13 protein-coding genes are annotated in these 15,453 nt (G+C 36.8%); 9 read left to right on the plus strand and 4 right to left on the minus strand.

The genetic code is table 11. The features are described from left to right. Nucleotides 1-179: 179 nt before the first annotated feature. Together ASF92_RS07935 and ASF92_RS07940 are read left to right on the plus strand one after the other, a co-directional pair. The gene (locus ASF92_RS07935) at nucleotides 180-833 is read left to right on the plus strand and encodes an outer membrane beta-barrel protein (protein ID WP_056090494.1); all 654 of its coding nucleotides are present in this window, start codon (nucleotides 180-182) and stop codon (nucleotides 831-833) included. A gap of 5 nt (nucleotides 834-838) precedes the next feature. After that, a complete protein-coding gene (locus ASF92_RS07940) occupies nucleotides 839-1,351 on the plus strand; it encodes a hypothetical protein (RefSeq protein WP_056090497.1) in 513 nt (170 codons plus the stop codon). A 44-nt stretch (nucleotides 1,352-1,395) separates the two neighbouring features. Here the strand turns inward: ASF92_RS07940 and ASF92_RS07945 are convergent, their stop codons facing one another. After that, on the minus strand, nucleotides 1,396-2,598 hold the full coding sequence (locus ASF92_RS07945; RefSeq protein WP_056090500.1) for an MFS transporter: 1,203 nt from the start codon (nucleotides 2,596-2,598) through the stop codon (nucleotides 1,396-1,398). Nucleotides 2,599-2,700: 102 nt separating this feature from the next. Here ASF92_RS07945 and ASF92_RS07950 point away from each other — a divergent pair, with 102 nt between their 5' ends. Next, nucleotides 2,701-3,255, plus strand: coding sequence for an NADPH-dependent FMN reductase (locus tag ASF92_RS07950; RefSeq protein ID WP_056090502.1), 555 nt, complete (start codon nucleotides 2,701-2,703; stop codon nucleotides 3,253-3,255). Nucleotides 3,256-3,626: 371 nt separating this feature from the next. Then, the gene (locus ASF92_RS07955; protein WP_056090504.1) at nucleotides 3,627-4,229 is read left to right on the plus strand and encodes an outer membrane beta-barrel protein; all 603 of its coding nucleotides are present in this window, start codon (nucleotides 3,627-3,629) and stop codon (nucleotides 4,227-4,229) included. Between the two features lie 376 nt (nucleotides 4,230-4,605). On the opposite strand, the gene ASF92_RS07960 is transcribed toward ASF92_RS07955, so the two are convergent. The 3 genes from ASF92_RS07960 to ASF92_RS07970 all read right to left on the minus strand — a co-directional run bounded on the left by ASF92_RS07960 (nucleotide 4,606) and on the right by ASF92_RS07970 (nucleotide 9,867). Then, complete coding sequence (locus ASF92_RS07960; protein WP_056090507.1) at nucleotides 4,606-6,261, minus strand: M28 family metallopeptidase; 1,656 nt, start codon at nucleotides 6,259-6,261, stop codon at nucleotides 4,606-4,608. 125 nt (nucleotides 6,262-6,386) lie between these two features. Then, the gene (locus tag ASF92_RS07965) at nucleotides 6,387-8,147 is read right to left on the minus strand and encodes an ABC transporter ATP-binding protein (protein WP_056090511.1); all 1,761 of its coding nucleotides are present in this window, start codon (nucleotides 8,145-8,147) and stop codon (nucleotides 6,387-6,389) included. Continuing rightward, a complete protein-coding gene (locus tag ASF92_RS07970) occupies nucleotides 8,131-9,867 on the minus strand; it encodes an ABC transporter ATP-binding protein (RefSeq protein ID WP_056090516.1) in 1,737 nt (578 codons plus the stop codon). The genes ASF92_RS07965 and ASF92_RS07970 overlap by 17 nt, the downstream gene beginning before the upstream one ends. A gap of 174 nt (nucleotides 9,868-10,041) precedes the next feature. Between ASF92_RS07970 and ASF92_RS07975 the strand changes: the two genes are divergently transcribed. The 5 genes from ASF92_RS07975 (at nucleotide 10,042) to ASF92_RS07995 (ending at nucleotide 15,451) form a co-directional block, all read left to right on the plus strand. Further along, nucleotides 10,042-11,664: an ABC-F family ATP-binding cassette domain-containing protein gene (locus ASF92_RS07975; RefSeq protein WP_056090520.1), complete on the plus strand. Its 1,623-nt coding sequence runs from the start codon at nucleotides 10,042-10,044 to the stop codon at nucleotides 11,662-11,664. A gap of 406 nt (nucleotides 11,665-12,070) precedes the next feature. Continuing rightward, on the plus strand, nucleotides 12,071-12,775 hold the full coding sequence (locus tag ASF92_RS07980) for a DUF4397 domain-containing protein (protein ID WP_056090523.1): 705 nt from the start codon (nucleotides 12,071-12,073) through the stop codon (nucleotides 12,773-12,775). A 102-nt stretch (nucleotides 12,776-12,877) separates the two neighbouring features. Further along, on the plus strand, nucleotides 12,878-13,462 hold the full coding sequence (locus tag ASF92_RS07985) for an RNA polymerase sigma factor (protein ID WP_082489492.1): 585 nt from the start codon (nucleotides 12,878-12,880) through the stop codon (nucleotides 13,460-13,462). Continuing rightward, the gene (locus ASF92_RS07990) at nucleotides 13,455-14,762 is read left to right on the plus strand and encodes a hypothetical protein (protein ID WP_056090526.1); all 1,308 of its coding nucleotides are present in this window, start codon (nucleotides 13,455-13,457) and stop codon (nucleotides 14,760-14,762) included. Before ASF92_RS07985 ends, ASF92_RS07990 begins: the two co-directional genes overlap by 8 nt. A 59-nt stretch (nucleotides 14,763-14,821) precedes the next feature. Continuing rightward, a complete protein-coding gene (locus ASF92_RS07995) occupies nucleotides 14,822-15,451 on the plus strand; it encodes a Uma2 family endonuclease (RefSeq protein ID WP_056090529.1) in 630 nt (209 codons plus the stop codon). Nucleotides 15,452-15,453: the final 2 nt, after the last annotated feature.

Raw genomic sequence — 15,453 nt, forward strand, 5'->3', positions numbered from 1 at the left:
GATTGCAGGTTCAGATATGAATGGAACTTTGGGTTTCAAAACAATGAGATTGAAATAAAGTAATCTTTCTTTACAGGAATTATTTACAATTGATTTTCAGCAACTTGCACTTAAAACAACTAAATCAATAGTTCTTTGTGTTTTTTTTATTATACTTGAGTACACACAAAAACACACAAATGAAAAAACAACTGTTTCTTATGGCAGCGCTATGCGCTTTTGCGTTTACATCGAACGCACAAACCGAGAAAGGGAAAAATTTAATCGGTGGCTCCATTAACCTGTCGAGCTCAAAATTATTGCAGGACATTCAATCTCAGGACTTGAAAACGTATGGCCTAAGCCCTAGTTACGGCCACTTCTTTTTCGATAATCTGGCTATCGGAATCAGAGGAAACCTGAACTATTTAAAGAACACAGTAAATTTCGATGTTCCCAATAATACAAATGGCGTAATTACAAACGGCACTTCAACCACAATCCAAAAACAAACAATTTACAGTGTAGGTCCGTTCGTAAGGTATTATGTTGACATTACAGAGCGCTTTAAGTTCTTTGGTCAGTTCGACGCTAACGTTGGGTTTGGAAAAGTACACCAAGACAGTAACGGAATAAACAATACCGATGATAGTAAGCTAACTTTTTATGGTACCTCGATTAGTCCGAATCTTGCTTTTTTCCCAACAAAAAAATGGGCTATAGAATTAGGTTTTGATTTGTTTTCTTATAGTAAAAGGGTTTACAAGCAAACTACATATAAAACAACTGTTGATAATTTCAATTTCGGCTTTAACACCTTTTCTCCAAGCCTTGGAGTTAACTACCATTTTTAAAATCTATGAGCATTTTAAGTAGTAAAACAAGTTGCTTTAAAACAACTTGGGTAAGTATATTCGGAATGATTATGCTTACAACTTTGTCTTTGACTGTGATTGCGCAAGGCAATAGGAATATCGAATATTATACTAGTATTTTCCCTGAGCTCGACGGTAAAATAAAATCAATTGATGGAATGGAAATCGAATACTACATATCTGTATTTTCAGAAACCAACGGTAAGGTAAGATCAATAGGAGGAACAAGGATCGACTATTATGTATCTGTATTCCCTGAAACAAATGGTAAAATAAAGTCGATTGGGGACGACTATGTAGAATACTATATATCTGTTTTTCCAGAGCATAATGGCAAAATTAAATCAATAGGAAACATTAAATTTGAATATCACACATCTGCTTTACAAAATAACGGAAGACTAAAATCGATAACTAATCCGTACAACGATAATCATTTATTGGATACTTACGATTTAGTTAGAAGGCTAAACTCAAAAAGACAAAGAATCAGGTAGCTTTCAAAATTGAAACTTCAGCCATTACACCGGCTGGAGTTTCTTTATTTTTTCTTCGTTTCTATATTTGGCAAGAACCCCGTAAGTAAGCCAATAAGCGGTAGAAAGGCACAAATAGAAAACACATACTCAATTCCTTTAGAGTCAGCTAGTTTACCAAGTAACGCTGAACCTATCCCGCCCATACCGAAAGCGAAGCCAAAAAATAAACCCGCAACCAAACCGACTTTGCCCGGAATTAGCTCTTGTGCATACACCAATATTGCCGAAAATGCCGTAGCTAAGATCATCCCGATAGGTATAATTAAAACACCGGTCCAAAATAAGTTTGCATGTGGCAATAAAAGTGCAAATGGTGCCGTACCTAAAATTGAAGCCCAAATCACGTATTTCCTTCCAATTTTATCTCCTACTGGTCCGCCTAAAAGTGTTCCGGCAGCCACGGAAAATAGAAACACGAATAAATAAATTTGTGAAGCTTGAACTGAAACATGAAACTTATTAATTAAATAAAAAGTAAAATAATTGGTTAAACTAGCCATGTAAAAGTATTTTGAAAAAATCAGCAGCAATAAAATCACGATAGAAAAAATAACTTTTCCTCTCGAAAATTGATTAACTACCGTTTGAATCGAAGCTTTCTTACTCCGGGCAAGCATAAATCCCTTGTACCAATTGCCAACATAAGTCAAAACCATGATCGCCAAAAGTGCAATGGCCGAAAACCAAATTACGCTGAATTGACCGTAAGGAACGATTATCCAGGCGGCCAACAAAGGCCCTAATGAGCTACCTGCATTACCTCCAAGCTGAAAAACAGATTGTGCCAATCCACTTTTCCCGCCCGACGCAGCATGAGCCATTCTGGATGCTTCCGGATGAAATATTGATGAACCGATGCCAATCATGCCCACTGAAAGCAGCATCGTGTAAAAATGTGCTGACATAGAAAGCATGATTAACCCGGTTAAGGTAAAGCCCATCCCTATTGCCAGAGAGTATGGCTGTGGCTTTTTATCAGTGTAAATACCCACAAATGGCTGCAATAACGATGCTGCTAGTTGAAAGGTTAAAGTGATCAAACCGATCTGAGAAAAGCTCAGTCCATAACTCGTTTTAATTACCGGATAAATTGCCGGAATTAATGATTGAATGGTATCATTAAGTAAATGTGAAAAGCTAAGGGCAAATAAAATCGGGAAAACTGTTTTTTCTATTATTTTTTCAGTTGATGCTTGCTCGTTCATAATCCGTACTAAAGCTCAAACATAAACATTATAAATTTTATCGCTAAACGATATGTCCTTGCAAAAACTCAAACATTTTAATAATCCTATCGTTTATTATGCATGGAAAACAGAAAAATTGTTGGCCTGTGCGGCAGCCTTAGAAAAGGTTCGTACAACGCAATGCTACTTAAAATTGCAGGCGATTTATTGCCTGAAGAGATTGAATTCGAAGTTGTTTCCTATGATGATATTCCGGTTTATAACGCTGACAATGACATGCCTGAAGCTGCTGAACGGCCATTAAGCGTTGTTAAATTCAGAGAAGCGCTTGCCAAAGCAGACGCATTTATAATTACGTCTCCGGAGTACAATTATTCCATTCCTGGCGGATTGAAAAACGCCATCGATTGGGCTAGCCGCGGAAAAGATTCTCCTTTAATGCATAAACCGGTTGCCTTAATGGGCGCAACGCAGGGCATGTGGGGAACAGTTAGGATGCAGGCAGCGTTTTTACCCGTTTTTACTTTCCTGAATATGAATCCAGTATTGCAGCCCGAAGTTTTGGTTGCCCAGGCAAAAAATAAGTTCGATGAACAGGGAAACCTAAAAGATGAGGTTGCTATTGGCATTATAAAAAAGAAACTTGAAAACTTAATCTCTGCATCTAGAGTTTAAATTGTCATTTCTCCGCTTTATCGTTTAAAGTTATTTGCAGAAACCTTTTAGTTTTTTACTTCATTAAGCCAGTAATAGAAATTCTAGTATGATGTCAAATCTTCCGAAAATAAGCCTGACAATTACTTCAAAAAGGCCAGATTGGCAATCTAACATATTCCAAAATTAATCGATCGATTGATTTTTAGTCACACCAAAATAATATTGATTTAACACTGATTTTATATTTAATTCTTAATAAGACAGTTAACCAAAAACTGATTTTTTAATGACTTTGAGGGCAATTTATGGCATAACTGTTGACTTTTAGGCGAATATAGTCAGAAATTAAAAAGGTAAAATTGACTATACTTAATTAAATAATTAAAAAGATGAAAAAATTATTATTATCGTTGGTAGCAGTTGCAGGTCTAGTTTATGGTGCTCATGCACAAACAGAAAAAGGAAAAGTAATTTTAGGAGGTAGCGTTGGATTTAATTCAACTAAGGTTGAAGGTGCAGCAAAATCGGATGTTAGTTTTAATGTTATACCAAGTGTTGGTTATTTTGTAGGCAATAATTTTGCTATCGGTACTGGCGTAGGTTACACATACAATAAACAAGTTAGTGATTTAAACCAGAATGAAGCTTTTGTAGTTGCACCTTTTGGTCGCTATTATGTTGGATTATCTGATCAATTTAAATTTTTCGGACAATTATCGGTTCCGATGGCTTTCGGTTCAAATAAAGTAGTTGCGGCAAATGGAGATACAGGTGCTAAAGTTGCATCAACAACTTCAATTGGTGTCAATGTTGCTCCGGGTTTTGCTTTCTTCCCAACTAAGAGAATCGGCATCGAAGTTTCAGTTAACGGTTTAGGTTACCAAAACTTCCAGGCAAAAAATGAAGCTACAGGAAACAAAGTTACTACTAATTCATTTGGTTTAGAAGCGGATACTTTTGCGCCTAAATTGGGTGTGATGTTCCACTTCTAGTAGGATAGAAATTATTTAACAAAGCCACATATTCACAGATTTTTAACTTAATCTATGAATATGTGGCTTTATTGTTTGCAAAAAGCCGTGGTTCGTGTCCTCACGAACCATACTATACTTTCGATTCATGGGCACACGAACCGAGGTATTGGATGTACAGATTTTTAAACTCATCTGCGAATATGTGGCTTTTTATTGCCTGAATTTATTCAATGCCTTACTGATTCTTACGATACTTGAAAAACTGGTAAAACATCGATTGCAAAGATTTCTCCACTACGGTCGAAATGACGGCTCTAAACTGTCGTTGAGCGCGTCTACGCACCAAAACACAATTGTATCATTTCGACAGGCTCAATGTGACAGTCTGAATAAACTATTTCTCTCTTACAGCCTTAAACTCCGACCCGTCTTTCCATTTCGGATAAGTACTCTCGTTACTCAAACGATAACCCATATCAAATAAAAGACGAACATCTTCTACGATACCGGATAAATCCCAGGTTTTTGAATTAAAATTATCTTGTGGAGAATGGTAACGGTTTTTAGTGAAGTCAGCAACTTGTTTTAAACCCCATTCCCTACCGTTCTTAATATTGTCTACTCCCGAACCGGTAAATAAAGACGGAATACCAACCTTCGCCAGGTTAAAATGATCGGAACGGTAGTATAAACCTGAAGATGGAACCGGGTCAGGAACCAATATACGGTTTTGTTTTTTGGCGGACGCTGCTGCATAATCTTCCAGTTCTGATTGTCCATATCCATAAACGACAATATCTTTCGTTTTACCGGCCAGGCCCATCATATCCATATTAATGTTTGCTACCGTTTTACTTAATGGAAACGCTGGATGTTTAGCATAATATTCTGAACCCAGCAATCCTTGTTCTTCGGCAGTATAAGAAATAAATAAAATTGTTCTTTCCGGATTTTGAGGCAATTTTTTGAAAGCCGAAGCAATTTCGAACAAAGAAGCAACACCGGTTGCATTATCAACGGCGCCGTTATAAATTGAATCCCCCTGAACTTTCTCGCCTATACCTAAATGATCCCAGTGTGCAGAATAAATAATCGCCTCATTTTTTAATTTACCGCCTGGAATTGAAGCTAAAACATTGTAAGTAACCGATTTTTTAATTTTATTTTTAACGGTAAGTGAGGTCGTCAAATTTAAGTCAACTGCCTTAAAATCTTTTTTTCTGGCCTTTGCAACCAATGTTTCAAAAGATTGTCCGCCCAAAGCGAATAATTTCCTGGCCCCTTCCAAACTTATCCAACCTTCTATAACAGTTCTGTTCATTCCATTATCTTCCGATTGTAGCTGAAGTTTAGATTTAGACCAGCCACTGCGCACAACTGTCCAGGGATAAGCTGCCGGTTTTGTATCATGAATAATTAAAATTCCAGCTGCGCCTTGTCTGGATGCTTCTTCGAATTTATAAGTCCAGCGACCGAAGTAGGTCATATTTTTACCTTTAAACAAAGCGGAATCGGCAAATCCGGGGTCGTTTATCAATACGACAACTATTTTACCCTTTACATCTAAATTTTTATAGTCGTTCCATCCATACTCCGGTGCCACGATTCCGTAACCTGCAAAAACCAAAGGAGAATTTTTAACACTCACTTCATTCTGAACGCGACGTGACCCTGCAACAAACTCCGTTAAGTAATTTAATGACCATTCTTTCAGACCGGATTTAACAACCATTTTTTCAGATGGTGTTGATTTTATCTCCACCATTGGCACTTCCTGGAAGTAACTGTCGCCATTACCAGGTTTTAAACCTAACTTTTCAAATTCTGTTTTTAAATAGTTTATTGTTTTAGTTTCGCCTGTTGTAAAAGGCTTCCGGCCTTCCAAACTATCTGCAGCAATCACCGACAGGTATTTTGCCAGACTGGAATCGTTAATTGATTTTACTGCAAGAGAATCGGGCGATGAGTTGGCGCTTTCATTTTTTATTTCCTGTTTACAGGCGCTGATAAATATAAATGCACAGATCGCCAGCGATAGATATATTTTCATAAGGTCTATTTTTAGAAAAATACTAAATTACCTGCGTTTATAGAATTTTAATTCTTGATATTTTTTCTAAACGATTATTTTTCAATGATAAGTGTTGAATATATTTAGAGAATTTCCTGCATGCTTCAACTCAAGCGTTTACCATGAAGCAATAAGTTCAGTGCCTCCTTTAATGTGCCTGCCTTCTTTACTTCACCTTCATTTACAAAGTAAATTTCATCTGCATTCTCAATGGTATTTAATCGGTGTGCAATGATAACTAACGTTGTTTCGTTCGATAATTTATCTAAAATGGCGCTCAACAACTTTTCAGTAATGGTATCAATGTTCGCCGTTGCCTCATCTAAAATCAACAATTCAGGATTACGTAAAACAGCCCTCATAAACGCTATTAGCTGCTTCTGACCTAAGCTGATGTCGTCAGAACCTGATGTAATCGGAGTACTTAATCCCTGATCAAAAATAGCTAAAAGTGCTTCAAGGTTAGCGTCCCGGATAATTCCCTTAAGTTCTTCATCACTAACATCTTTATATCTGCTATTGCCATACAGTATGTTATCCTTAACCGTTCCGGTGAAAAGAAATGGCTCCTGCAAAATAAACCCTATTTTTTGTGTCCGTTCCTCCGCACTGAATGTGCGAATATCTTTTCCACTTAATAATACAGTTCCTTTCGTTACGTCAAACAACCGGGAAATCAGCGATGCCGTTGTCGTTTTTCCACCGCCCGTTGGGCCAATTAATGCATACGTTTTACCCTTTTCAAATTTCAGATTAACACTATGTAAAATTTCTTTTGAATCATCATATGAGAAATGAACATTTTTAAATTCAAGTAGAACATTAGATTCGGCGGGTTTATAATCAGTTATGTGTGGTAAATTCGTTTCTAACAAAAGAATCTGGGATATCCTGTCCCAACTTGCCATTGCTACCTGAAAACTTGTCCACAATGCAGCGAGTTGCCTTAACGGGTTATAAAAATTTGTACAATAGGAAATGTAACTTACCAGTAAGCCCAAAGTAAAGCTTCCGATGGAAATAAGGTAAATACCAAAAAGTAAGACGATTAATTGGGCAAAGCTTGAAAGCAAGCCATAAATCGGGACGAAAATATTATTGGCCAGGCCTGCACCTATTGCTGTTTTATAGTTTTCTTTATTTGCATCGTCAAAACGCTTTCTAAAATAATCCCGGCGGTTAAATGCGATAATAACTTTAAAATTATTTAAACTTTCCTGAATTTCAGCACTCATACCACCAACACTCTTCAAATTTTTTGCATTTTTGCGCTTCACCCATGGCGACAATACCATCGTAAAGAGCACGATTACAACTGCCGGAGAAAGCGCCGCAGCGCCAAGTTCCAGGTTAATCGATAAAAGAAAAATACCCGCACCAATCATGGTTACAATACTGCTCACAAATTGCATCAGCGATTGCGAAAAAAACTGATTTAGCTTATCTGTATCATTATTTACCCTTGAAATTAAATCGCCTGCTTTATTTTGATTAAAAAAGGAAACCGGAAACTCCTGCAATTTATTAAAAATTGCGTTCCTTAAAATGAAGAGCATTCTTTGCCCTACGCCACCCATCAGTTTTGTCTGCATATACCCGGTGATCATCGCAATCAGATACATCACCAGTAGAATTCCACCAAAAACGAGAACACCATAAAATTCCTTAGTGCGGATATATGTATCTATGGTATAACCAACCAGAAGTGGGCCGAGTAAAAGCAAGCCAGAGTTAATTAAAATCGCAATTAATGCCAGCCATAGGTTTTTATGCTCGTTGGAAATGAGTTTCAACAATCTTTTAAGTGCCTGGTAAGTAGATTGCTTTTCCTGATGGGATGTGAGCTGGTTAAGATCGTAATTCATAATTACTTGTGCTCTGTTGTGAATTGTATATTTGAACGTACTCCGGACTGCTCTTTAACAACTCCAAATGTGTTCCGGCTGCAATGATTTCGCCCTGCATCAAAAGAATAACGCTGTCGTAATTTTCAACTGATGCGATTTTTTGAGTTACAGATAACAGCGTTAAGCCTGGGTAATTTTGTTGAATGTTTTCCAGAATCCGTTTCTCTGTATTTGTATCAACACGGGCGGTAAAATCGTCGAGCAGCAATATTCTCGGATCGACTGCCAGGGCCCTAGCCAACATGATCCGCTGCTTTTGACCTCCGGAAAGACTATTCCCACGTTCAGAAATTATGGTATTTAGCTTATCAGGAAGGTTATCAATAAAATCTTTCAGTTCAGCAGTTTGAATGGCTTTTGCTAAAGATTCATCTGTAACCGTATCACTAAAAGCAATATTCTCGCGAATGCTCATGTTAAACATAATGCTGTCCTGAAAAACGAAACCTATCTGCTTGTAAAAATTCTCCCGATTATAATCACTTAAGGCTGTATTATCATAAAGGATTTGGCCGGATTCAGGCTCTGTTAAACCCGTTAAAATATAAAGTAATTGTGTTTTACCTGCAGCTGTAGGACCGATAATGGCTGTTTTTGAACCAGAATGGGCAGAAAATGAGATATGTTTTAAAATTGGCTTTTGTCCGGCCGTAAATGAAATATTTTCTACCTCAATTGCTCCGGTCAGTTCCTTGGCCAAAGTACCAGTATGCTTTATCTCAACGGCGTTTAAAACACTTTCTATTCTCTGATACGATGCTGTTGCCTGAGCAATGACGTTGCTCATAAAACCGATAACCAGAATTGGAAAAATAATCAATGCGAGATAACTGTTAAAAGCAGCAAATTCGCCCAAAGTCATGCTGCCGTTAATTACAAAATGACCGCCGAGTACCAAAATAGTTAATCCAGATAAATTGGCAACAAATACAATAATCGGAATTAAACCTGCAAATAGGCGTAGAATGGAGAGTCCCAAATCCCTGGCCTTTGCATTTGCATCGATGAATTTATTATACTCGAGTTGTTGTGAATTAATTACACGTATTAATGCGGAGCCGAGAATGCTTTCACTGATGACTTTGTTTAGCCAGTCGATAACCTCACGACTTTTAATAAACAAGGCCCTCACTTTTTTTAAGACAAAGAAAAACGCACCACCAATGATTGGAATGATGGCAATTATACAAAGGGCCAGTTTCCAGTTAATCATCAGAAGCAGCGTACTTGCGCCAACAATCAGAAAGATAGACGATGCGAGGGAAACGATAGCCTGCGACACGAACAGTTTAATGGAATCAACGTCAGATGTCAGGTTGGTTAAAAGTTTAGATGGGTTTGAGCGGATAATATTGGCATGGCTCTGAACTGAAATCTGATTAGATAATTTTGTTCGCAAATCCCTGGCCACGCGCTCTGAGGCATAAGTTTGTACAATGCCCTGCAAATATGTAAAGATAAAAACCAAAACAATTGCGAATGCAAACTGATACAGAATGGAATTTAGATTAAATGTTTTATTTGAATAGGAATCAATTCCATGCGCGATAATCTTTGGAAATACGAGGTTAATTCCATTGCTTAGTAATGCGAACAAAATCAACAGGAAAATTAAGCCTTTATACGATCCAAGCAAACTAAAAACACTTGGTTTCTTAGCTTCTTTATTTTTTGCCATGTGAATAGAAGTACGCTATCTTTAAACATCAAATTTAGCCGATTTATTCGAATAGACGGTATGTTTATTCTAATTTCTGAATTTAACCAGTAGGAAATTATATTCCAAACGTTTTAGCATCCGCCTTTTTAGCCTCAACCTTTTTCCGTATCTTTGCGGTTTATTTATTTACATATGATTTCAGTTTCTAATTTATCATTACGATACGGCAAACGCACATTATTTGAGGATGTTAACCTAAAATTCACACAAGGCAATTGCTATGGCGTGATTGGAGCCAACGGCGCGGGTAAATCCACCTTCCTAAAAATTTTATCAGGCGAAGTGAACCAGACCTCGGGTAGTGTGGCTTTTACGCCAGGTGAAAGAATGGCGGTTTTAAAACAAAACCATTATGAATTCGATGAGTTTTCCGTGTTAGAAACCGTAATGATTGGACATAAAGAGCTGTATGCCATCATGAAAGAGAAAGACGCCATTTATATGAAAGAAGATTTCAGTGAAAAAGACGGCGAACGTGCCGGAGAATTGGAAAATCTTTTTGCTGAAATGGATGGCTGGAATATGGAAAGTAATGCCGCAACCATGTTAAGTAACCTTGGTATTACTGAAGATAATCATTATAAGTTATTGAAAGAATTGGATAATACACAAAAAGTACGTGTGTTATTAGCACAAGCACTCTTTGGTAATCCTGACATATTGTTACTAGATGAACCTACGAACGATTTGGACATTGAAACGATTGCCTGGCTGGAAAACTTCCTGGCCGATTATCAAAATATTGTTCTAGTTGTATCTCACGACAGGCACTTTTTAGATGCGGTTTGTACGCATATTGTAGATATCGATTTTGCTAAAATGAGTATTTACACCGGTAATTATACGTTCTGGTATGAATCCAGTCAGCTGGCATTGAAACAGCGTAGCGACCAGAATAAAAAGATGGAAGATAAAGTGAAAGAGTTACAGGAATTCATCCGCCGGTTTAGTGCAAATGCATCAAAATCCAAACAGGCAACTTCCCGTAAAAAAGCTTTAGACAAAATTGATATTACGGAGATTAAGGCATCTAGCCGCAAATACCCTGCAATTATTTTTAACAATACAGGCCGTGAAGCGGGTGACCAAATTTTACAGGTTGATGCTTTAGGCAAATCAGGAAATGATGGTGTATTATTCGACAAAGTCACTTTTATGGTAAACAAGGGTGACAAAATTGCAATCTTATCTCAAAATAGTTTGGCTACCGCAGCATTTTACGATGTTTTAACCGGCAGAACTCCTGCTGACAAAGGCGAATTTAAATGGGGCGTTACCATTAGTACGGCTGACATTCCAAATGATAACTCGGAATATTTTGACGGAAAAGATGAAAACCTGGTCGATTGGCTACGTGAATATTCTGGAACTGATGCCGATGAGCAATTTGTACGCAGCTTTTTAGGCCGTATGCTATTCTCGGGAGAAGAAGTGTTGAAAAATGTTAAAGTGCTTTCTGGTGGGGAGAAAATGCGTTGCATGTTTTCGAGAATGATGTTGCAACAGGCAAACTTACTAATGTTTGATGAGCCAACCAACCACCTTGATTTGGAATCTATTGAGGCATTAAACAATGGCATGAAAGATTTTAAAGGTGCGATTTTGTTTACTTCGCGAGATCACCAATTAACGGAAACAGTTGCCAACAGAATTATCGAAATTACACCAAAAGGAACCATTGATAAATTAATGACCTACGATGAATATATCAATAACGCCGATGTTGCTAAACTACGAGAAGAGATGTACGCATAAAAATTAGGCACAATGCATATTAAAAGAGTTTTGATGTAATGTCAAAACTCTTTTTCTTTACATACTATTTATGTATTCTGAGATAATTGCCCGCCCTTCCAGTTTTAACTTATGTTCTTCCCTCCCTTCCCAAGGCACATTAAAAATCTTAACTAGTTTTAAGCATTCAACATAACATGTTCACTCAAGAACATCTGATTTAATAATCAGCCCGGAATATTTGGACTTCTAGCCGCTTACTACAAACTGAAATCGTAAGAAGCCCAATTTTGCTATGCTAAGCTGACAATAGATTAAGATATTAAACAGATGTGCTGTAGCGTTTCTGAAATATTTCCCGTTTTATAGAAAAAGTGTTGATGGCCGTTAACCAATTTATCTATAAGAACTGATTTAAAATATTAAAATGAAAAATACTCAAAAAAATTTTGGTACATCTATAAAAATTATATGCGCGCTGTTTGCTTTTACTTTGTTTCTTTCAGCCTGTAAAAAAGACTGGGGAAATTCAGACCCAATTACGGTGGCCGGTATTGGCTTTGTGCATGCATCACCGGGAACAGGTGCAATTGATTTTATTGTAGATAATCAAAAAGCAAACAATAAAGATTTTACATATACTAAAGACCTGGGTTATTTCGGCGCTTATCCAGGTTCCAGATTATTTGGTATCACTAAAAAGGATTCTTTAAAATACCTGGCAACTGCTAACGTAACGTTAAATTCTGGATTATTTTATTCCGCTTTTGTAATTGACGTACTTCCGTCGCCAAAAATACTTGTTGTCCAGGATGATTTAACGCTACCTGCAGCTGGAAAAGCCAAAATCAGGTTTATTAATTTAAGTCCGGATGCACCCGCATTGGATTTAGCAGTTGAAGGAACAAGTACTGCATTAGTTACCGGAAAAGCATATAAAGAAGCTTCGGCTTTTATTTCTATTGATCCTTCAGCCAGCTACAATTTCCAGATTAAAGAAAGCAATACTGTTACTGCAACCTTAGCTGCAACTAAAATCGAAGCTGGAAAGATTTACACTTTATGGGCAAAGGGATTGAAAAGCAAAACAGACAGTACAAAATTCGGCCTGTCGATACTTACGAACAAATAACACCTACATATGATACGAATCAGATGCCATCTAATAGTCAGATGGCATCTTTTCATTAAATTTGATTGCTATTAAAACTAATCTCTAATAAGTTCGGCCGGGTTGATAAGAAAAATACTCCGTATTGAAGAAATTATACAAGGCTGCAAAAAGAACGATAACAGCTGTAAGGAAATGATGTATAAATCATTTTATGGCTATTTAATGGCCATTATTTTACGATATGTAAATAATAGTTATGATGGTGAAGAACTTGTAAATGACTGTTTTATAAAGATTTTCAAAAACATAGAAAACTTTCAAGCACCTAATAATCCTGCTGATTTACAAAAAACTTTTAAGGGATGGATTAGTAGAATTGCGTCAAGAACGGCAATAGATAAACTAAGAACGTTAAAAAATCATTCTTATGTAGATGATTTGGCTGAAGATGAACATCCGGTAAGCCCTATTTCAGTAGCGTCTGATTTGCACGTCCAGGATATATTAAAACTGCTGAATCAACTTCCCGATAACCAACGGTTGGTCTTTAACCTCTACGAAATTGAAGGATTTGCTCATGATGAGATTTCAAAAATGATGAATATACCTGAAAGTTCAAGTAGAGTATATCTAACACGGGCAAAAAATAAGCTTCGGATATTATATTTAAAAACATTGGTTAATTCATACGAGAAAAATGGATAAAGAATTAATTGACCATATAAAAGATAATCTTCAGGCACATGAAGAAGCCTACACTCCCGGTGCCTGGGAACGTTTCTCCGTACCCGACGAAAAAAAACGAAGCCGCTTTTTTTACTGGCCTTTATGGTCTGCTGCTGCAATAATTTTGGTTATAACCAGTATCTTTTTATTGCAGAACGACCCACAAAATGTTGAGCATTCAATAGTAAAAAACACGGTACCAAAAACAAAAAAACAAGAAAATTCTGAAAAAGAAAATTCATCAAAAGCTGATTTAGTTATAGATAAATCAACCAGGTCTGCTTCAGTGGAAGATAAATTGCCATTACCTAAAGATGCCCGCTTTAAGAGCCAAAGCAAAACTTTTAGAACAAAAATAAGTGAGGTTGTATCAAATAACCCATTCAACGAAGCTAAAAGTGAAACACTTAATCCATTAATTACAAACAACTTAGCAAACCAACGTAGATTAGAAGAAACCTTTCATTCGAGAAAAGCCAACCTTAATTCAAATTTTAGTCAGGTTCAAATTAAGATTGAAAAGAAAAAAATGCCAGAAGCAAGAATGACTTTTGAGCAATTGTTAGAACAAGATAGTCATAAAAGCGGCTTAGCCAAAACAGAGAAAAGTAAAACCATAACAAAGTGGGAGCCTGGTGTATTCGTTGCGCCATCGATGGGTAACGATAATAAAGTAAACATGAATTATGGCTTCTCACTATCCTATAATCTTGCTAATAAATTATCAATTAGCTCTGGTATCACCTATGCGGCATTAAGCACAACAAGTAACCTAATGGCAAGCTCAGGAAGCGCAAGCGATGCCGTTGCAAATGCACCATCGGCTTCAAATGCAATAGCCTATTCAAGTGCCTCAAAAAGTTTTGAATCTGTTGACGCCAGTATCAGTGGAATCAATATTCCGCTGGAATTGAAATACCGCATCAGCAGCAATTTTTACACCGGTATTGGGGTATCTGCGCTTGCAATATTGAATAACAAAAAAAACAATAACTATCTGATTAGCAGCGCTCAAAACACAACAATAGCCAATGCTTCCGGAACTTCAACACAGAAAATGCTCGTCGTTACGGAACGGATTTCAGAGCCTCAAACGGGACCTGCAACAACAACGGATAAATATTTAGGCTTTTATAATTTCTCAATTGGTTATCAACAAAAAATTTCAAAGAAAAATAACTTTGCTGTCGAACCATTTTTAAGGCTACCGATGAAAACCTTTTCTAACGATAAACTTAACCTTACCAATGGCGGTGTGAGGTTAAAATTTGATTTTTAATTGCATTAAGCCGTCATTATATTCCTAATTTTTTTAGTATCTTTACTTGAGAAGGAAAGATGAAAGCTACAAGACGATATCCCACAGAGGAAGAGCTTCCTTTAATAGAAACTTTAAACGATATTGATTTTTCTGCGAGCTATACTTATGCAGATTATTTGCGTTTTGCCTTTGATGAGCGTTTAGAAATTATAAAAGGACATTTATTTAAAATGAGTCCTGCTCCTTCCCGGATTCATCAGGAAATATTAACTAACATTTTTGGTCCGGTTTACAATATTCTTAAAGGAAAACCATGTCGCGTTTACACAGCCCCTTTTGACGTAAGATTAGCAAAAAAGACACAAGATGACAAGAGCATTTTTACCGTAGTTCAACCCGATATTGTGGTTGTTTGCGATGAAAACAAATTAGATAAACGCGGTTGTATTGGTGCCCCGGATATTGTAGTAGAAATTTTATCGCCAGGAAATAATAAAAAGGAGCTTGTAAATAAATTTGACGTTTACGAAGAGGCTGGCGTTAAGGAATACTGGATTGTGAGTCCATCTGATAAAACTTTTTTTAGGTATATTTTGGATGAGGAAGGCAAATTTCAACCTACTAAATTGCTTACAATCGGCGAAAAAGTAACTACTTCCATACTACCTGGATTTTTGCTTGATCTTGAAGACGTTTTCAGAGATTAACA

The organism is Pedobacter sp. Leaf176 (genome assembly GCF_001424305.1).
Lineage (GTDB): Bacteria > Bacteroidota > Bacteroidia > Sphingobacteriales > Sphingobacteriaceae > Pedobacter.

What these genes read in the sequence shown, in the direction of transcription:
- ASF92_RS07970 (WP_056090516.1), bottom strand. Translation starts at nt 9,867, where the DNA reads ATGGCAAAAAATAAAGAAGCTAAGAAACCAAGTGTTTTTAGTTTGCTT.
- ASF92_RS07945 (WP_056090500.1), bottom strand. Translation starts at nt 2,598, where the DNA reads ATGAACGAGCAAGCATCAACTGAAAAAATAATAGAAAAAACAGTTTTC.
- ASF92_RS07975 (WP_056090520.1), top strand. Translation starts at nt 10,042, where the DNA reads ATGATTTCAGTTTCTAATTTATCATTACGATACGGCAAACGCACATTA.
- ASF92_RS07980 (WP_056090523.1), top strand. Translation starts at nt 12,071, where the DNA reads ATGAAAAATACTCAAAAAAATTTTGGTACATCTATAAAAATTATATGC.
- ASF92_RS07940 (WP_056090497.1), top strand. Translation starts at nt 839, where the DNA reads ATGAGCATTTTAAGTAGTAAAACAAGTTGCTTTAAAACAACTTGGGTA.
- ASF92_RS07960 (WP_056090507.1), bottom strand. Translation starts at nt 6,261, where the DNA reads ATGAAAATATATCTATCGCTGGCGATCTGTGCATTTATATTTATCAGC.
- ASF92_RS07995 (WP_056090529.1), top strand. Translation starts at nt 14,822, where the DNA reads ATGAAAGCTACAAGACGATATCCCACAGAGGAAGAGCTTCCTTTAATA.
- ASF92_RS07965 (WP_056090511.1), bottom strand. Translation starts at nt 8,147, where the DNA reads ATGAATTACGATCTTAACCAGCTCACATCCCATCAGGAAAAGCAATCT.
- ASF92_RS07955 (WP_056090504.1), top strand. Translation starts at nt 3,627, where the DNA reads ATGAAAAAATTATTATTATCGTTGGTAGCAGTTGCAGGTCTAGTTTAT.
- ASF92_RS07935 (WP_056090494.1), top strand. Translation starts at nt 180, where the DNA reads ATGAAAAAACAACTGTTTCTTATGGCAGCGCTATGCGCTTTTGCGTTT.
- ASF92_RS07950 (WP_056090502.1), top strand. Translation starts at nt 2,701, where the DNA reads ATGGAAAACAGAAAAATTGTTGGCCTGTGCGGCAGCCTTAGAAAAGGT.
- ASF92_RS07990 (WP_056090526.1), top strand. Translation starts at nt 13,455, where the DNA reads ATGGATAAAGAATTAATTGACCATATAAAAGATAATCTTCAGGCACAT.